The organism is Sinomonas sp. B1-1, from assembly GCF_050474465.1.
Classification (GTDB): Bacteria; Actinomycetota; Actinomycetes; order Actinomycetales; family Micrococcaceae; genus Sinomonas; species Sinomonas flava.
Map to the genome: position 1 here is coordinate 120,735 of NZ_JBCHVF010000009.1, position 16,874 is coordinate 137,608.

Genomic DNA, 16,874 nt, shown 5'->3' on the forward strand with positions numbered 1-16,874 from the left:
GCCGGGCCGGCGGTGGGGCACGAGTCGCACGAGGCTGTCATCGTCGGCGGCGGCGCCGTCGGGCTCTGCTTCGGCGTGCTCCTCGCGCAGGCGGGGATCGACATCGTCGTGCTCGAGGTGCGCCACGAGCCCGGCCGGCACTCCCGCGCCATCGGCATCCACCCGCCTGGACTGCGCGTGCTCGGCAGGGCCGGCATCGCGGAGGGGCTCGCGGCCGCCGGGGTGCTGATCGGCGAGGGCGTGGCGCGCTCCGGAAGGCGGGACGTTGCACGCGTGGGCTTCAACCCCGGGGTCCTCGCCGTCCCGCAGTGGCGCACCGAGGAGGCGCTCGAGGGCCGGCTCGCCGCGGTCGCCCCAGGAGCGCTCCGGCGAGGCGTGCGGGTGGCGGCAGTCGAAGGCGCGGAGGGCGGCGCCGTCGTGCGCACCGCGACCGGGGAGGCATTCCGCGGCGCCTGGGTGATTGCGGCCGACGGCGCGCGGTCGCCGCTGCGGACGGCGCTCGCGATCCCGGTGCGCGAGCGGGCGCTCCCGGACGCGTACCTCATGGGCGACTTCGCCGACACGACCGGCGACGGGACACTGGCCGTGCTGCACCTCGAACCGGAGGGGATCGTGGAATCCTTCCCGCTGCCCGGTGGCGTGCGGCGATGGGTCGCGCATCTCGACGCGCCCGAGGAGGAGGCCCCGAGCCCGGAGCGGCTCGCGCAGGTCATCGGGGAGCGCACGGGGGAGGCGGTGGTCACGGCGTCGTGCACCATGCTGAGCGCCTTCACGGTGGCGGAGCGGCTCGCCGCGAGGATGCGTCAGGGGCCCGTGCTGCTCGTCGGGGACGCCGCGCACGAGGTCAGCCCGATCGGAGGGCAGGGCATGACCCTCGGATGGCTCGACGCCGAGGCTTTCGCACCCCTTGTTGCAGCGGACGTGCGGGAGCGCCGCCGGGACCGCGGGCAGGCGGACGGCTGGCCCGAGCTCTGGGTGGCGGCCGAGCGCGGGAGGCTGGCCGCGGCCGCGGCGGCGGCCCGGCAGGCGAGGCTCAACATGGCGCTCGGCCGTCCCCTTCCGTCGCGGCTCATGGCCGCGCGGAACGCGGCCTTCCGCGCGCTCTACCAGGCGCCTCTGGCCAGGAACCTCACCGCGGCCCGCTTCACGATGCAGGCCTGACCCGCAGGAGGTGACCCCCAGGTAATGACTCTCAGGTAATGACCCCCAGGAGGTGACCCTCAGACGGAATCTGGGGGTCACGTTCTGGGGGTCACCTCCTGGAGGTCAGCTCCCCGGGGTCGAGGACCCAGGGGTCCCGGGGCAGCGCGTCGGGCGTGAAGGCCGCGAGGGCTTCCGGGAGCGAGGTGGGCAGGCCAACGGAGGCGAGCAGGAGCCCCGTCACGCGCTCCGCGGACACCCCGGCGGCGGCGAGCGCAGCCAGCGTCACGGCGCCGTCGCGCTTGGCGAGGCGGCGTCCGGCCGGATTGAGGACGAGCGGCACATGCGCATACTCGGGCACGTGCGCCCCGAGGAGCCCGGCGAGATAGGCCTGCCGCGGCGCCGAAGAGAGGAGGTCGTCGCCACGGACCACCTGGTCGATCCCCTGCGTGGCGTCGTCCACGACGACCGCGAGGTTGTACGCGACCACTCCGTCGTTGCGCCGCAGCACGAAGTCGTCCACGAGCCCCGCATATCGCCCGTGCAGCACGTCCGTCACCGCGCATTCGGTGACCTCCGCGCGAAGCCTGACGGCGGCGGGACGCTCCGCGCGGCGTCGTGCGCGCTGGTCCTCGGTGAGGTCGCGGCACGTGCCCGGGTACGCACCCTGCGGCGCGTGCGGAGCGCTCGGGGCTTCCTGGATTTCCCGGCGCGTGCAGTAGCACTCGTAGGTGAGGCCGGCGTCGGTGAGGCGGCCGATCGCGTCGTCGTACAGCGCGCCGCGCTCCGTCTGGCGCACCACCTCGCCGTCCCAGTCGAGCCCGATGGCGGCGAGGTCCCTCAGCTGGACCTCCTCGGCGCCCGCCCGGGCCCGGTCGAGGTCCTCGACGCGCATCAGGAAACGGCGGCCCGTGGACCGGGCGAACAGCCACGCGAGCAGTGCCGTGCGGAGGTTGCCGACGTGCAGCTCCCCGGAGGGGCTCGGGGCGAACCGGCCTGCGCCGCGTGGAGTCATGCCGTCAAGGCTAGCGGCTGCCTCCACCGTCCCTATTCAGCGATCGCCTTCTTCACCGCCGGGACGATCTCGGTCGCGAGCAGCTCGATCGACGCCGCCGTCTCGGCGAACGGCAGCGTCCCCAGTCCGACCTGGGCCATGAACCGGTCCGTGCCGAGGGCCTCGTGCGTGGCGAGGATCCGCTCCGTGATCTGGGCGGGGCTTCCCACGAGCAGGCCGCCGCCGGGACGGGCCCACGCGTCGAAGTGCTCGCGCGGGAACTCGCCGGCCGGCCGCGGCATGTTCTGCTCGATGTACCTCGCGTAGTGGGGGTAGAAGGTGTCGCGGGCCTCCTGGGAGGTGCGCGCGGCGAAGAAGTGGCTCCCCGTCCCCACCCTGAGGGACGACGGCGCGTGGCCGGCCTGCGCGCCGGCGGTGCGGTACAGCTCGACGAGCCGCACGAAGTGCTGGTGCCCGGAGAGCAGGGCGAGGAAGAGCGGCACCCCTGCCTGCCCCGCCCGCACGAAGCTCGACGGCGTCCCGCCCACCCCGCGCCAGATCGGCATCCGCTCTTGGACGGGGCGGGGGGAGAGGGCCGCGTCGCGCAGGGCGTGGTGCGCGCGCGGGCGGGAGGGGACGGCGTCGTCGTGCGCGGGCGGCCAGGTCACGGTGGCGTGCTCGCGCATCTCGAGCAGGAGCTCGAGCTTGTCCTCGAAGAGGGCGTCGTAGTTGGCCGGGTCGTAGCCGAAGAGCGGGAAGGACTCAGGGAACACTCCGCGGCCGGCGAGGATCTCGGCGCGGCCGCCGGAGACGATGTCCAGTGTCGCGAACTGCTCGAAGACGCGCGCCGGGTCCGCGGTGGAGAGGACCGTGACCGCCGTCGTGAGCCGGATCCGCTCGGTCTCGCGCGCTATCGCCGCGAGCACGACCTCCGGGGCGGAGAACGCGAAGTCGTGCCGGTGGTGCTCGCCGATCCCGACGACGTCGAGCCCCGCCTGGTCCGCGAGCTTGGCCAGCTGGATGGTCTCCTCGATGCGCTGCCGCGCGGAGCGGGTGAGAGCGCCGGGGCTGCCTGAGGTGTCGCGGGTGAGCTCGCCGAACGTGAAGATGCCGAAGTCCATGATTGCTTGAACATTCAATTATCCGGTGGGTATTCCCGCGCACGACGACGAGCGGCCGGCGCCTCGGGTGAGGTGCCGGCCGCTCGGGTTCTGGCCGCTGGGGTCAGTGTTGCGGCGGGTCAGTGTTGCTGCGGGTCATGTTGCGGCGGCTCAGGCTGTCGGGGCCTGGGGCCGCTGGTCCTGGCCCGTCTGGTACGGCCCGGGTTGCTGGACCTCGGGGTACTGGTACTGCGGCTGGGGGTACTGGTTGGGCTGGGACTGCGCCTGGTACTGCTGCGCCTGCGGGTGCTGGCCCTGGCTGGGCTGGAAGCCCGTCGGAACCGTCGTCGCGGGTGCGGCCGGCTGCTGCTCCGGGTGCTGCGCGGCGCCGTACTGCTGCTCGGGGTACTGCGCCTCGGAGTACTGCGGTGCGCCGTACTGCTGGGAGCCCTGCTGCGTCCCGGCGAACTGCTGCGTCCCGGCGAACTGCTGCGTCCGGGGCTGGGCGGGGCCGGCGGTGTACTGCGGGGCCTGCGCCCCGGGGAACTGGCCCGCAGGCCCGGCGACTGCCGTCTGGGCGGAGGGGCCCGAGGCCCGGCGGCGCTTGCCCATCACGATGAACAGCGTGGCGCCGAGGCCCAGGATCACGATCGCCGCGCCGCCGATCGTGAGGTAGAGCGGCAGGCTGTCGCCCGAGGAGGCGGGCGCCGTCGTGCTTGCCGTGCTCGGAGCGGCGGTGGCTGAAGGGGTCTGCACGACCGGGGTCACGCCGTTGCGGGTCAGGAACGTCTTGAGGGCCTCGGTGTCGGTGACGAAGTTGAAGGCCTGGGACTCGCCGCGCGGCTTGAAGCTGTTGACGCCGATGGCGTTGCCGTCGTTGTCGATCGTGGGGCCGCCCGACATGCCGTTGGTGACCGCGGCGTCGATCTCGGTGACGGGGACGCCGGTTGTGGTGACCTGGCGGGAGGACACGGTGCCGGTCTTGAACGAGGCGCGCTGGCGCGAGGCGTCGCTGACGTCGGTGACAGAGCCGGCGAAGCCGACCGCTGTCACGCGCTCGCCGGTCCCCGGCGACTTCTGGGCCATGGTCAGCGGGGTCGTGCCGGAGAGGTCGGCGATCTTGAGGAGGGCGAGGTCTCCGTTCGCGAAGGTCTGCGCGTCGATGAGCTGGGCGGTGAGGCCGGTGTTCTGGAGTGCGGGGACGGCGCCGTCGACGCCCTGCGGCTGGTAGGCGCGAACGGTCACGTTGGTCACGGTGGCCCAGTTCTCGTCCCACGCCCGCTGCAGGTACTCGCTGATCCCGAGCTGCTGCATGACGTTCTTGAGGATGGCGAGCTTGATTTCGTCGCTCTTCTCGACGCAGTGCGCGGCGGTGACGATGTGGGCCTGCGAACTGGCGAACCAGCCGGTGCAGCCGGCGGGGATGCTCGAGGTGTACGTCTCGGTGCCGGAGTTGTAGGGAACCTTCACCTCGCCGTCGAACTGGACGTAGAGGTACACGACCGACTTCTCCGCATCGGAAGCAGAGGCCGCTCGGGCGGGGGACTGGGCGCTGGGGCCGAAGAGGGCGAGGCTCAAGGCGGCGAGAGCGGCGAAGGCCGCGAGAACGGCATGCCTGAGGGAGGGGTGCAGGGTGGTCATGGCGGGAGCTCTTTCCTCTGGGCGCACAACCGTGCGCCCCTACGGTGCGGTTCTGAACAGGCGGTTCTGGAGAACGCGCGGTTCTTGAAGGGTGCGTGGAGCTGTTGTGGCTTCGGCGGGTCCGTCTCGCCTCCCCGAACGGGGCGAGCCGTGGTTCGCGAAGCAGCCGTTCCCCCAGCGGTCCGGCCCGGGCGCTGGCCTTTCGGCCTGCCCGTGAGTCTCGACCTGAGAGGCCGATATCACTAAGGTAGGTGCCCGCCCAGAGTAAGTCAAGACGTTGGATTTAATGAGTCTGCAGCCTCGCTGCGGACCAGACCGCAGCCCCAACGCTCTATGCTTGGTTTCCGTGACCGAACCCCGCTGGCTGACCGCCCAGGAGCGCCGGGCCTGGCTGGCGCTGCTGAGCGTGAACACCCTTCTGCCCGCCGCGCTCGACGCCCACCTGACGAGCCTGAACAGGCTCTCCCTCTTCGACTACGACGTCCTCGCGATGCTCTCCGAGGCCGAGGGCCGCATGCTGCCCATGAAGGAGCTCGCCGCGCGCACGTCGGCATCGCTGTCGCGCCTCTCGCACGTGGTGACCAAGCTGCAGGCCCGGGGCTGGATCGACCGGCAGCCCTCGCCCGATGACGCCCGCGTCACCACCGCCCACCTCACCGACGCGGGATGGGAGACGATCGTCGAGCTCGCGCCGGATCACGTGGAGCGCGTGCGGCAGCTCATCTTCGACGCGCTCGACGGCGACGACGTCCAGCGCCTGGCCGAGATCGGAGAGAAGATCGTGTCCCGTCTCGAGTCCGACAGCTGGATCTTCCGCGATCCCGCCCGTGCGGCGGCCGTCGCCGAGGGCGCCGGGGTCGCGAGCGCCGGGGCGCACGACGGCGGGGTGGCACCGTGAGCGGCGACTTCACCACGCGCTTCGTCGCGCTCGGGGACTCCTTCACCGAAGGTGTCGGGGATCCTGATCCGGCCCGTCCCAACGGCGTCCGGGGCTGGGCCGACCGGGTGGCTGAACAGCTCCAGGCGGCCGACCCCGGACTCGGCTATGCGAACCTCGCGATCCGTGGGCGCAAGCTGCAGCAGATCGTCCGCGAGCAGCTTCAGCCCGCCCTCGCCCTCTACCCCACCCTCGTGACCCTGTACGCGGGGGCGAACGACATCCTCCGCCCGAAGGTGGACATCGACGCGCTGCTCGTGGAATACGACCGTGCCGTGGAGCGGCTGGTCGAGTCCGGCGCCACGGTGCTGCTGTTCACGGGCTTCGACGCGGGGTCCTCCAAGGTGTTCGGCTCGATGCGGGGACGCACGGCCATCTACAACGAGCAGGTGCGGTGGATCGCGGACCGGCACGGGGCCAGGATCGTGGACTTCTGGCGCTTCCACGAGTTCCAGGACTGGCGGATGTGGGACGCGGACCGCATGCACATGTCCGCCCTCGGGCACGCGACGATGGCGAACCGTGTGCTGGAGATCCTCGAGCACGAGGGGCTCGCAGAGGTCCCGGACGTCTCTCCGCTGCCGGTGCTGAGCCGCGTGCAGCAGCTGCGGGCCAACGCCGTCTGGGCCCGCGAGCACGCGGGGCCGTGGGTCATGCGCCGGCTCACCGGCCGCTCCTCCGGCGACGGCCTGAGCCCCAAGTACCCGGAGCTCATCCGCCTCTGAGGCTACGCCGCGCTCGGGGCGCGGAACCCCGGCGTGGCGAGCAGCGCGCCGTCGTGCGCCACCGCGAGAACGTCCACGTCCCAGCGCGCCATCACCGCGTCCAGAGTGCCGCGGCCGCCGGCCACGACGGCGGTGGCGAGGACGTCTGCGGTGACGATGTCCGACGCCGCGACGCTCACCTGCGCGAACTCCGGACGCCGCGCCCCCGCAGGACCCTGCGAGCTCGGGCCGCGCCAGCTCGGACCCCGTAGGCCCGCCGTCCAGATGTGGTCGCCGCGCTCCGCGGAGCCGGAGGTCGCGAGGGCCAGCCGCCGGGCTCCCGACCCTGCCGGCTCACGCGAGCCGGGTGGCAGGGCTCCGGGTGGCAGGGCGCCGGGGGCCTGGGCGCCGACGGCCTGGGCTCCAAGGGGGTAGGCGCCGAGGAGCGTGCGCCGGTCGGCGGGGTCGACGATGCCGGCGAGCCACGGCTTCCCGCCAGCCGCCGACGGCGCGGGCGAGCCCGAGACGAGCACGTCCCCGCCCGCGTTGAGGCACCAGTCGTGCAGGCCGAGCGCCACGAGTGATCGCCCGGCTTCCGCGATGGCGTACCCCTTGACGAGCCCGCTGAGGTCCATGAGCCCGTCAGGGCGCTCGGGCGTGAATGCGCCGTCGGTGCGGCGGCGCCAGCGCACCGCGTCGGCGTAGAGGTCGCGCATGAGCGGGCTGGCCTCCATCAGGGACAGCTCCCCGCGGGAGACGCGGCTCGCCTCCGAGTTCGGCTTGAACAGGCTGAAGCGAGCATCCAGGTCCTCGAACTGGTCCTCGACGACGGCGGTGGCCGCCTCGAGCCGGTCGGCGTCGGCATCGCTGGGGCTCCCGGGCTGCGCGGGAACGGTGAGGCTCACGACCGTTCCCATGCACACGAACGTGCGGGCGCGGAGGGACGTGGCGCCGGCCGGCTCGGCTCCCGCGGACGTGGGGTCAGAGATGGGCTGCATCGAGGGCCGCCTGGAGGGAGGTGAGGTAGGCGTCGGAGGTGACCGTCGCGCCGCTGACGGTCTGCACGTCAGCCGACTGCGCCTGGAGCACCTCCGAGCGCAGGATCGGGGCCGCCTGGGCGCTGATCATCTGGGACTTCCGCTCGGCGTCGGTCAGCTTGAGGGCCGTGACGTCGGTGACCTTCCCGTTCTGCACCGTGATCTGCACCTGCACGGTGCCGAACCGGGTCGAGACGACCTTGCCGGCGTAGGTGGCCTGCGCCTTCGCCTGCGCCCCGGTGCTCGCCTGCCCGGACGTGCTGCCGGAGCCGCTCGACCCGGACGACGTCGACCCGCCCGTCGCGCCCGAGGTGCCGCCCGCCGTCGTGCTCCCCGTGCCGGTGGTGGTGCCCGTGCCGGTGGTAGCGCCCGTGCCGGTGCCGGCGGCGGTCGCCTGAGCGGCGTCGAGCGCCTGGGCGCCGGCCTGCCAGCCCGCGGCGAGGATGCCGACGGAGGCGAGGGATGCGGAGATGGCTGCTCGTGTTCTCACCAGTCGAACCTTTCGCGATGGAGCTGCTCGTCGGCGGCGCCGGCCGCCTTCGCGTCCGCGAGGATGGCGTCGGACCATTCCCTCGGGCCGCAGACGTAGACATCTGAGTCTGCGAGGGCGGGGGCGCCGGAGTGGAGGTAGTCGGTCAGGGTCAGGCCGGCCTGGTGTGCCGGGAGCCAGCCCGAGCGGGCAGACCTGTGGCCCACGAGTTCGTACAGGACGGCGCCGCGGTCCGCGCAGAGGGCACGGATCTCGTCGCGCAGGTACACGTGCTCGTCCGTGCCGGCGCGGAGGATCACGGTCGCGTCGCCGGGCGCGAACTCGGCCCGCTCGAGGAGGGCTCGGATCGGCGTGATGCCGATTCCGGAGCCGGCCAGCACGAGGCCGGGGCGGGTGCGGGAGGCGTGGGCGAAGTTGCCGTACGGGCCCCCGAGCGCGACCTTCGTCCCGGGCCGCAGCCCCAGGAGGGCCGCGCTTCCGCGGCCAAGGCTGCGGACGGTGATCCGGATCGTGTCCCCGTAGTCGCCACGGTGCGGTTCGGCGGAGAGGCTGAACGGGTGCGCGTGCCACCACAGGCCCGGGGCGAGGAAGCGCCAGATGAAGAACCGGCCGCCGTCGCCCGTGAGCTCGTGCAGGCGCAGGCCGGTCATCTCGATGCTCACGACGTCGTCCGCCTCCAGGACCACGCGGCTCACGGTGAGCTGGTGCCGCCATGTGCGGGCCAGCGGCGCGACGACCCGGAACGCGACGAGCGCCCCGACGACGCCCCAGTAGAAGGCCTCCCAGTAGACGCGCTGCCACTGGCCCTCGGCGAAGACCCCGCCGACGCTGAACTGGTGGGGAAGGCCCGTGAGCACGGCGGCGTAGGAGAGGAGGTGGATCCCATGCCAGAACTCGTACGGCATCTTCCGGCGCACCGCGACGAGCGAGGTCACGACCACCGCGATGAACAGCCCCATCGAGACGAAGGCGAGCCACATGTCCGGCACGAGGTTCCACAGGGCCACGGCCTCCGACACGGGGTCGAGGCCCTCGGCCGCCCCGTAGCCGAGCAGGAGGAAGACCATGTGGGCCAGGAGCAGGTACAGCGCAGGCTTCCCGAGCTTGCCGTGGACGGCCATGGCCTTGTCGTGGCCGATGGCCCGGTCGATCCAGGGCAGCCGTGCCGCGAGCAGCAGCATCACGAGCACGAGATCGGTGCCGATCAGGCCCGCGACGATTCCGAGTGCGGTGAGCGCGGAGGCGATCGAGCCGAACTGTCCAGCGGCACCGTCGGCGAGGTAGAGCGCGACGGCGGCGGCCGCCGATCCCCAGGCCGCGACGGTGAGCGCGTCCGCGGAGAGCAGGCGACGCCGGCCGCGCGCCGTCAGCTCGCGGCCGAGTGCGTCGCGGGGGTTCAGCCGGTAGCGGGTGGTGGGCGGTGTCCTGTGGGGCGCCTTGTCGTGGGAGGGGAGCGTGGCCGTCATGCCACCTACATTTCCGCCCAACCCTTTCATTCCGCTGTGACGGCGCCGGAGATCCAGCTGTGACTGTCAGGGGACCAGGGGGCGGCTCCCCGCGTGCTGACCCCGTTCCCTACTTCCCGGTGAACGCGGCCTTCCGCTTCTCGAGGAAGGCGGTGGTGCCCTCGCGCATGTCGTCGGTGGTGAAGGCCTCCCGGAACGCCTCCGCCTCGGTTTCGAGGCCCTGGTTGGTGGGTCGGCCCGTGGCGCCTGCAATGGACTGCTTCGCGAGTCCGACGGCGGCGGGAGCCTTCCCGGCGATCTCCTGGAGGGTGTCCCGGGCGGCCGCGAGGAGCTCCTCGCGCGAGGGAAGGACCCGGTTGGCGAGGCCCAGGCGGAGCGCCTCGGCGGCGTCGATCCTCCGGGCCGTGTAGATGAGCTCCCGGGCGGGACCGAGTCCCACGCGCTGGGGGAGCCGCACGGATCCCCCGAAGCCGGGCACGAGGCCCAGATTGACCTCCGGCTGGCCGAACTGGGCCGACTCGGAGGCGTAGATGAAGTCGCAGGCGAGGGCCAGCTCGCAGCCGCCCCCGAGCGCGAAGCCGTCCACGGCGGCGATGACCGGCACAGGGAGCTTCTCGATGAGGAGCGTCACGCCCTGCATCGACCGCGCGTACTCGGCCGCAGAGTCGGGGTCCATCGACGCCATCTCGCGGATGTCCGCGCCAGCGACGAACGCCTTCCCCCCGCCCCCGGTGACGATGACGCCGCGGACCGGCCACCCGGCGTCGTGCGTGCAGGAGTCCTGGATGGCGGTGAAGGCCTTCCAGAGTTCCGAGACGACCTGCTGGGAGAGCGCATTGAGGGCTTCCGGCCGGTCCACGGTGAGGGTCAGGATGCCGTCGTTGAGGTCGAGCTTGAGGGTGGTGTAGCTGCCCGGGTCAAAGGTGCTGGAGTCCATGGTCACGTCCTCGCCGTCGATGGTGTGTTCCGAGACCAACGCTAGCCGGTGGGACCGACGCCGTGAAACTGAGTCTCACCCCGTCGTCGGTATGACCTGCGGAAACCGGGCCACGAGAACTGTCGGACCCCTGTGATGGGATCTTTCCATGGACGGGTTCGGGGGAATCTCTGAGGGGGCCGCGCACGACGGCGAGCGGCTCGCCGCGCGCTCCGGGGCGTCCTTTGAGGAGCCCTTCCGGCCCGAGGACGAGTCCCCATGGCTGTCCGAATGGGCGGATGCCGACGACTGGTCGGATCCGTCCTTGGCGGCGGAGGTAGGGGAGGCGGCCGACTATCCGGCGTATCTGGACGACCCTGCCGCAGACCCGGACCGTGGACTGTCGGAGCAGCGGGACTGGGCGGCGGTCGATGAGAACGGCATGGGCGAAGTGGTCCTCCTCCACCCTCTGGCGGTGGCGGCCCGCAACCACGAACGAGCGGTTGACGCACTCCTGTCGTCTCTCTCCGCGGTCGAGGCAGCTGAGGCGAAGCTGCACGCGATGCGGGTGCTCATGGTGCGGGGGATCGCGAACCTGCTCGGTGCCGATTCCGCCAGCCCGTTCGACCGGCTCGACGCTCCTTCCCTGACCGCCGCCGAGATCGCCGCTGAGCTCTCGCTGCCCCCGCGGAGCGCCCGGGCGCTGGTTGCCGAGGCGCTGGCTGTGACGGAGCCGGAGGCGGCGCCCGTCTTGGCGGCCCTGCAGGGCGGTCGGCTGGACCGTGCTCGCGCCCAGACGATCCTGCATGCTGCCGCTCCCGTCCCGGCCGCGTCCGCCCCGGAATTCCTCGAACGGGCCGTTGCGCTCGCGGTTCCCGGGGACGCCGGACAGGGCCAGCCTGCGGACGCCCCCGCCCCGCCGAAGCTTTCTCTGCCGGCCCTCAGGCGTTCGCTGCGGCGCATGGCCGAGGAGCACAGCGCCCTCACGCTCTCTGCCCGTGCCAAGCACGCGCGGGAGCGGCGCATGGTGGACATCGAGCCGGGCGACGACGGCATGTGCCACCTCCACGCCCATCTGCCCCTCGAGGCCGGTGCCATGATCGACGCCCGGCTGCAGGCCATTGCCCGCAGCCAGGCTTCTCCTGGTGACCCGCGCACCGTGGCCCAGCGCCGGCTCGACGCCTTCACCGACCTCCTGCTCGCCCCCGCGTGTGCTCCCGCGGGCAGCGGGTCTGGTGGCGGCACGTCATGTGGGGGCGCCGCTGGTCGCCCTGCCGGGGTGCGCGCTGAGGTCGTGGTCAAGGTCCCGCACACCACCGTCCTGCCAACCCCTGTCGGCAATGCTGCGTCGTCCCAGCCCCAGCACTCGGGGCGCCCCGAAGCCGAACTGGAGGCGGCAGGAATGGCGTTCGGCGACGAGCCTGCCGAGGTCCTCGGCTATGGCCTCATCTCCGCTGAGGCTGCGCGGGCGCTGGCGGCCCAGTCGGCCACGTGGCTCCGCCTGCTGACGGATCCCCAGACCGGTGCCCCGCTCGCACTGGGCCGCACGCGCTACACGCCACCCGCAGCCCTTCGCCGGTTCCTCGCGCTCCGCGACCACGGCTGCCGTTTTCCCGCCTGCGATCGGCCACACCCGCACACCGAAGCGGACCACACCCACGAATGGTCGATGGGCGGCTCCACGGACGTGGAGAACTTGGGCCTGCTGTGCCCCGAGCACCACAGGATCAAGACGCTCGGGCACTGGAGGGCCCAACAGAACGAGCGTGACGGCACCATCGTCTGGACGTCGCCCCTCGGCCGACGGCACATCACGCGGGCCTGCCAGATCCCCAGCCCGCCGCGCAAACCTCCGCCCGACCGGCCGCCACCGTTCTGAGCCGGCGCCCGGCGGAGCGAGGTCATTGCTGCATAGCTCCCGCTCCGCAGCCCCCTACCGTGCGTTGTATCGCGTCCGCGCGACGCCGAGGCCCACGAGGGAGATGACGGCGACGGCCATGTAGTAGAAGCTGGGCGCACTCAGGACGCCTGTGAGGTCCAGGAGCCACGTCAGGACGAGCGGTGCGAGTCCGCCCAGGACGGTGACGCCGACGTTGTAGGCCACCCCCACCCCGGTGGTGCGCACGTTCACGGGGAAGATCTCGGTCAGGAGCGTCGGCAGCGGGCCGAAGTAGAGCGCACAGATGCCGCCGAGGAGGCCGACCACGAGGAGGAACACCGGCAGCGTTGGCGTGCTGATGATGAGCTGGAACAGCGGCCAGGCGAGCACGAACGCAGCGATGGCCGCCCACAGCATGAGCCGCGCCGGCCCGACCCTGTCCGCGAGCATCCCGACGAACGGCGTCCCGATGAGGATCACGAGCCCGGCGACGACGCCGCCGAGGTACGCCGCGCTCGCCGTGACGTGCAGGCTCTTCACGGCGAAGGTCGGCATGTAGAGGATGAGGTAGATCGAGATCGTGGCGACGCCGATGCACGCCGACGCCGTGAGGAGCCGGCCGAGGAAGTGCGTGAAGATCGCACGGACGGGCCCGGCGTGCTTCTCGCTGGTCAGGAATTCGTCCGGTTCGGTCAGCCGCGCCCGGATGTAGAGGCCCACAGGACCGATGAAGATGCCGATGAAGAACGGGATCCGCCAGCCCCACGCGTACAGGTCGTCCTTGGAGAGCCACTTGAACAGGGCGAAGCCGAAGGCCGAGGCGAGGAACATCGAGATGCCCTGGGCGGCCACCTGCCAGGACGCGTAGTACGCCTTCCGGTGCGGAGCCGTCTCGACAAGGAAGGTCGTGGCCGTCCCGAACTCACCGCCCGCCGAGAAGCCCTGGATCAGCCGCGAGATGAGGATGATGATTCCCGCCCAGGCGCCGACGAGGGCGTGTGTCGGGGCAATGGCCATGATGAGGGTCCCGACCATCATGAGCGTCAGCGTCAGCGTGAGCGCGCCCTTGCGGCCGTGCCGGTCCGCGTACGAGCCGAGGAACATGCCCCCGAGCGGCCGGATGAGGTAGGAGATCGCGAAGGTGGCGAACGTCAGGATGAGCCCGAGAGTGCTGTCGCCCTCGGGGAAGAAGTTCTCGGCGATGACGATCGCGAACGAGGCGTAGACGATGATGTCGAACCATTCGAGCGCGGCACCGATCGAACTGCTGACAACGGCCTTCCGCGCGGCGGCGAGCCGCTCCGGGGTGGCCGCCGAGGTGGCGGAAGTGGCGGGCATGCGAGGCTCCTCAGGGGGTGCGGGCGGATCGTTCTTGCACAGAGGCAATTACCCGGTCGAGGAAGGCCTCGCACAGGGCAATCTGCCCGAGGTTGACGAACTCGTCGGGGGAGTGCGCCTGGGCGATGTCGCCGGGGCCGCACACCACGGTGGGGATCCCGCCCTGGTCGAAGAGGCCCGCCTCGGTGCCGTACGCGACCTTCTCATCCGACGGGAGCCCGCCCCATTCGGTGGCGAGGCGTACCACCTCGGCGTCGGGCCGGGTCTCGAGCCCCGGAGCCGCGGCGACGACCCTCAGTTCGATGTGTGCAGCAGGATTCTCGGCCTGCATCTCGCCCTCGATCCTGCGCAGCTCGGAGCGGAAGCGCTCGACCAGGGCGCGCGAGTCGACGGCGCCGATCGAGCGGAACTCGAAGTGCAGCGTGCAGTCGGCAGGGACGGTGTTGACGGCGATTCCGCCCTCGATGAGGTTCACGGTGCAGGTGGTGTAGGGGACGTCGAAGGCGTCGTCGAACGGCCCCTGCGCGCGGAACTCGTCGGCGACGGAGCGGACGAAGCGCGCGAACGCGGCGGCGTGCTCGATCGCGTTGACGCCGTTCGGGGTGAGCGACGAGTGCGCCGCGACGCCGTGGAAGTCGACCCGGAAGAGGTTGATGGACTTGTGCCCGTGGACCACCCGCATGCTCGTGGGTTCGCCCACGATGCACGCGCGCGGGCGCAGGTCCCGGCCCACCATGTCCTTGACGAGGTCCTCCGCCCCCAGGCATCCGATCTCTTCGTCGTAGGAGAAGGCGAGGTGCACCGGCTCGCGCAGGGGCGCGGCGGCGAGGTCCGGAATCCGTGCCACGACGGCGCCGACGAAGGCCTTCATGTCGCACGCGCCGCGGCCGTAGAGGCGGCCGTCCCGCACCTCGGGCGAGAAGGGGTCGCTCGACCAGTCCTGTCCGTCCACGGGCACCACGTCGGTGTGGCCGGAGAGGACGACGCCGCCCGAGACCGAACCGTCCGCCGCGGGGAACGTCGCGATGAGGTTGGCCTTGCTGCCGTCCTCGTTCGGGACCAGGACGGGCTCGACGCCGTGCTCCCGCACCTCGGCGGCGATGAGGCCGATGAGCGGCAGGTTCGAGTCGCGGCTCGTGGTGTCGACGGCGATGAGACGGGCGATCCAGTCCATCGTCCTGTCTGAGGGCGTCCTGTCTGAGGGCGTCCTGTCTGACGGCGTCCTGTCTGACGGGGTCGCGTCTGCGGGGGCGGGGGGAGGCGTGTCCGAGGGGGATGCGGAGGGTGCGGGCCGTTCCATCGCTCCAATCTAGCCCCGGCACTAGGCTGGCTCCATGGCCAGCATCGGAGAGTTCAGCACCAAGGGCGCCTACGTCCACACGGGCGAGGAGTTCACCCGTGATACGAACTACATCGAGGACCGCATCACCCGCGACGGCACCTTCCCGCCGGGCACGCCGGCCCCTGAGGGAGCGAAGGCCTGGCCGGTGGAGGCAGGCCGCTACCGGCTCGTCGCGGCCCGGGCCTGCCCCTGGGCGAACCGGACGATCATCGTGCGGCGCCTGCTCGGGCTCGAGGACGCCATCTCCCTTGGGCTCCCGGGCCCCACCCACGACGCGCGCTCCTGGACCTTCGACCTCGACCCGGACGGCCGGGACCCTGTCCTTGGGATCGAGCGCCTCCAGGAGGCCTACTTCCGACGCTTCCCCGACTACCCCCGCGGCATCACGGTGCCCGCGATCGTGGACGTGCCGAGCGGCGCCGTCGTGACCAACAACTACCCCCAGATCACCCTCGACTTCGAGCTCGAATGGACAGCGTTCCACCGCGACGGCGCACCGGACCTCTACCCGGAGCGCCTCCGGGACGAGATCGACGAGGTGAACGCCCGCGTCTTCAAGGACGTCAACAACGGCGTGTACCAGTGCGGGTTCGCCGGATCGCAGGAGTCGTACGACCGTGCCTACGCCCGCCTCTGGGACGCAATGGACTGGCTCGAGGAGCGACTCACGCGCCAGCGCTACCTCGTCGGCGACACGATCACCGAGGCCGACGTGCGGCTCTTCACGACCCTCGCCCGCTTCGACCCCGTCTACCACGGCCACTTCAAGTGCAACCGCAGCAAGCTCACCGAGATGCCGGCCCTCTGGGGCTACGCGCGCGACCTGTTCCAGACCCCGGGCTTCGGCGACACCATCGACTTCGTGCAGATCAAGCGGCACTACTACATCGTCCACGAGGACATCAATCCCACCCAGATCGTGCCAGCGGGCCCCGACCTCTCAGGCTGGCTCACGCCCCACCGCCGCGAGGAGCTCGGCGGCAGGCCCTTCGGTGACGGGACGCCGCCCAGCCTCGTCCGACCGAACGAGCGCGTCGCCGCCGGCCACAACCCCCTCTACGCATGACCGCGACCCGTGCGCCCCGCATCGCCGTGACCTGGGCGGCCAGCGCGCCGTCCCACGAGGCCTGGTTCCACGCCGAGCTCGCCGCCCTCACCCACAGCGCGGCGGCGGGCCTCGCCGCCGCGGGGGCTGACGCCGTCGTGCTCGACGCCGCGGCCGGCCTCCTCCCGCCCGCGGAGGAGTTCGACGGCGTGCTGGTCATGGGCGGAGGCGACGTGGACCCCGCGCTGTACGGGGGCGACGCCGCGCACCCGGCCATCGCGGACGTGGACCGGAGTGCCGACGACGCCGAGGCGGCCCTCGTGCGCGGTGCCCTCTCCGCGGGCCGCCCTGTCCTCGGCATCTGCCGTGGGCTCCAGCTCATCAACGTTGTCCTGGGCGGCACACTGGAGGAGGACCTCGGGTCCCGAGGCATGCACAGCAACCACGCCGACCCGTCGGGCCCGATGGTCCTGCACAACGCCGCCATCGAGCCGGGCACGCGGCTGTTCGAGATGCTCGGGCCCGCCGCGCGCGTCGTCTCCGGCCACCATCAGGGCGCGGGGCGTCTCGGTGAGGGCCTGCGCATCTCCGCGATGGCCCCGGACGGCGTGGTCGAGGCCGTCGAGTCCGCCGACCCCGGCGTGTGGCTCGTCGCCGTCCAGTGGCACCCCGAAGACCCTCAGACGGCTGCCCCCGACGGCGCCAACGCCCCCGGCCAGCTCGCCGCGATCCTGGGTGCCTTCGTGGATGCGTGCCGCACGGCCCCGCGAGTGCGCCCCCCGTCGACGGGTCTGGTCCCGCCCGTCGAGGGTTCACCGGCCGCCTAAGTCCTGAGGAGATCGTCA

15 protein-coding genes are annotated in these 16,874 nt (G+C 72.0%); 6 read left to right on the forward strand and 9 right to left on the reverse strand.

Features of this window, described 5'->3' with window-relative positions:
• Positions 1–12: 12 nt before the first annotated feature.
• A complete protein-coding gene (locus ACQ5BE_RS13550; RefSeq protein ID WP_430297490.1) occupies positions 13–1,161 on the forward strand; it encodes an FAD-dependent oxidoreductase in 1,149 nt (382 codons plus the stop codon).
• A gap of 91 nt (positions 1,162–1,252) precedes the next feature.
• Here ACQ5BE_RS13550 and gluQRS read toward each other — a convergent pair whose 3' ends face one another.
• The 3 genes from gluQRS to ACQ5BE_RS13565 all read right to left on the reverse strand — a co-directional run bounded on the left by gluQRS (position 1,253) and on the right by ACQ5BE_RS13565 (position 4,875).
• Positions 1,253–2,155, reverse strand: coding sequence for a tRNA glutamyl-Q(34) synthetase GluQRS (gene gluQRS / locus ACQ5BE_RS13555; RefSeq protein WP_430297491.1), 903 nt, complete (start codon positions 2,153–2,155; stop codon positions 1,253–1,255).
• Between the two features lie 32 nt (positions 2,156–2,187).
• On the reverse strand, positions 2,188–3,255 hold the full coding sequence (locus tag ACQ5BE_RS13560; RefSeq protein WP_430297492.1) for an LLM class flavin-dependent oxidoreductase: 1,068 nt from the start codon (positions 3,253–3,255) through the stop codon (positions 2,188–2,190).
• A 150-nt stretch (positions 3,256–3,405) separates the two neighbouring features.
• Positions 3,406–4,875 carry a trypsin-like peptidase domain-containing protein gene (locus tag ACQ5BE_RS13565; protein ID WP_430297493.1) on the reverse strand — a complete coding sequence of 490 codons (1,470 nt, stop codon included), beginning with the start codon at positions 4,873–4,875 and terminating at the stop codon, positions 3,406–3,408.
• Positions 4,876–5,221: 346 nt separating this feature from the next.
• Here ACQ5BE_RS13565 and ACQ5BE_RS13570 point away from each other — a divergent pair, with 346 nt between their 5' ends.
• Together ACQ5BE_RS13570 and ACQ5BE_RS13575 are read left to right on the forward strand one after the other, a co-directional pair.
• On the forward strand, positions 5,222–5,773 hold the full coding sequence (locus ACQ5BE_RS13570; protein WP_430297494.1) for a MarR family winged helix-turn-helix transcriptional regulator: 552 nt from the start codon (positions 5,222–5,224) through the stop codon (positions 5,771–5,773).
• Positions 5,770–6,537, forward strand: coding sequence for an SGNH/GDSL hydrolase family protein (locus ACQ5BE_RS13575; protein ID WP_430297495.1), 768 nt, complete (start codon positions 5,770–5,772; stop codon positions 6,535–6,537). Before ACQ5BE_RS13570 ends, ACQ5BE_RS13575 begins: the two co-directional genes overlap by 4 nt.
• Before the next feature lie 2 nt (positions 6,538–6,539).
• Here the strand turns inward: ACQ5BE_RS13575 and ACQ5BE_RS13580 are convergent, their stop codons facing one another.
• From ACQ5BE_RS13580 to ACQ5BE_RS13595, 4 genes are all read right to left on the reverse strand, one after another.
• On the reverse strand, positions 6,540–7,514 hold the full coding sequence (locus ACQ5BE_RS13580) for an FAD:protein FMN transferase (protein WP_430297496.1): 975 nt from the start codon (positions 7,512–7,514) through the stop codon (positions 6,540–6,542).
• Positions 7,498–8,043 (reverse strand): FMN-binding protein, encoded by a 546-nt coding sequence (locus tag ACQ5BE_RS13585; protein WP_430297497.1) that lies wholly within the window; start codon positions 8,041–8,043, stop codon positions 7,498–7,500. The genes ACQ5BE_RS13580 and ACQ5BE_RS13585 overlap by 17 nt, the downstream gene beginning before the upstream one ends.
• Positions 8,040–9,509: a ferredoxin reductase family protein gene (locus tag ACQ5BE_RS13590; protein WP_430297498.1), complete on the reverse strand. Its 1,470-nt coding sequence runs from the start codon at positions 9,507–9,509 to the stop codon at positions 8,040–8,042. Before ACQ5BE_RS13590 ends, ACQ5BE_RS13585 begins: the two co-directional genes overlap by 4 nt.
• 109 nt (positions 9,510–9,618) lie before the next feature.
• On the reverse strand, positions 9,619–10,446 hold the full coding sequence (locus ACQ5BE_RS13595) for an enoyl-CoA hydratase/isomerase family protein (protein WP_430297499.1): 828 nt from the start codon (positions 10,444–10,446) through the stop codon (positions 9,619–9,621).
• Between the two features lie 148 nt (positions 10,447–10,594).
• On the opposite strand from ACQ5BE_RS13595, the gene ACQ5BE_RS13600 reads away from it, so the two are divergent.
• Positions 10,595–12,304 (forward strand): DUF222 domain-containing protein, encoded by a 1,710-nt coding sequence (locus tag ACQ5BE_RS13600; protein ID WP_430297500.1) that lies wholly within the window; start codon positions 10,595–10,597, stop codon positions 12,302–12,304.
• A 54-nt stretch (positions 12,305–12,358) separates the two neighbouring features.
• On the opposite strand, the gene ACQ5BE_RS13605 is transcribed toward ACQ5BE_RS13600, so the two are convergent.
• Together ACQ5BE_RS13605 and argE are read right to left on the reverse strand one after the other, a co-directional pair.
• The gene (locus ACQ5BE_RS13605; protein ID WP_430297501.1) at positions 12,359–13,642 is read right to left on the reverse strand and encodes an MFS transporter; all 1,284 of its coding nucleotides are present in this window, start codon (positions 13,640–13,642) and stop codon (positions 12,359–12,361) included.
• Between the two features lie 10 nt (positions 13,643–13,652).
• On the reverse strand, positions 13,653–14,816 hold the full coding sequence (argE, locus tag ACQ5BE_RS13610; RefSeq protein ID WP_430297502.1) for an acetylornithine deacetylase: 1,164 nt from the start codon (positions 14,814–14,816) through the stop codon (positions 13,653–13,655).
• A gap of 160 nt (positions 14,817–14,976) precedes the next feature.
• Between argE and ACQ5BE_RS13615 the strand changes: the two genes are divergently transcribed.
• Together ACQ5BE_RS13615 and ACQ5BE_RS13620 are read left to right on the forward strand one after the other, a co-directional pair.
• Entirely contained in the window at positions 14,977–16,050 is a 1,074-nt protein-coding gene (locus ACQ5BE_RS13615) for a glutathione S-transferase family protein (protein ID WP_430297503.1), read from the forward strand.
• A complete protein-coding gene (locus ACQ5BE_RS13620) occupies positions 16,047–16,856 on the forward strand; it encodes a gamma-glutamyl-gamma-aminobutyrate hydrolase family protein (protein WP_430297504.1) in 810 nt (269 codons plus the stop codon). Before ACQ5BE_RS13615 ends, ACQ5BE_RS13620 begins: the two co-directional genes overlap by 4 nt.
• Positions 16,857–16,874: the final 18 nt, after the last annotated feature.

Excerpts from the sequence above, each read along its gene's own strand:
- gluQRS (WP_430297491.1), bottom strand. The coding sequence starts at position 2,155 with ATGACTCCACGCGGCGCAGGCCGGTTCGCCCCGAGCCCCTCCGGGGAG.
- ACQ5BE_RS13560 (WP_430297492.1), bottom strand. The coding sequence starts at position 3,255 with ATGGACTTCGGCATCTTCACGTTCGGCGAGCTCACCCGCGACACCTCA.
- ACQ5BE_RS13565 (WP_430297493.1), bottom strand. The coding sequence starts at position 4,875 with ATGACCACCCTGCACCCCTCCCTCAGGCATGCCGTTCTCGCGGCCTTC.
- ACQ5BE_RS13580 (WP_430297496.1), bottom strand. The coding sequence starts at position 7,514 with ATGCAGCCCATCTCTGACCCCACGTCCGCGGGAGCCGAGCCGGCCGGC.
- ACQ5BE_RS13590 (WP_430297498.1), bottom strand. The coding sequence starts at position 9,509 with ATGACGGCCACGCTCCCCTCCCACGACAAGGCGCCCCACAGGACACCG.
- ACQ5BE_RS13595 (WP_430297499.1), bottom strand. The coding sequence starts at position 10,446 with ATGGACTCCAGCACCTTTGACCCGGGCAGCTACACCACCCTCAAGCTC.
- ACQ5BE_RS13600 (WP_430297500.1), top strand. The coding sequence starts at position 10,595 with ATGGACGGGTTCGGGGGAATCTCTGAGGGGGCCGCGCACGACGGCGAG.
- ACQ5BE_RS13605 (WP_430297501.1), bottom strand. The coding sequence starts at position 13,642 with ATGCCCGCCACTTCCGCCACCTCGGCGGCCACCCCGGAGCGGCTCGCC.
- argE (WP_430297502.1), bottom strand. The coding sequence starts at position 14,816 with ATGGACTGGATCGCCCGTCTCATCGCCGTCGACACCACGAGCCGCGAC.
- ACQ5BE_RS13615 (WP_430297503.1), top strand. The coding sequence starts at position 14,977 with ATGGCCAGCATCGGAGAGTTCAGCACCAAGGGCGCCTACGTCCACACG.
- ACQ5BE_RS13620 (WP_430297504.1), top strand. The coding sequence starts at position 16,047 with ATGACCGCGACCCGTGCGCCCCGCATCGCCGTGACCTGGGCGGCCAGC.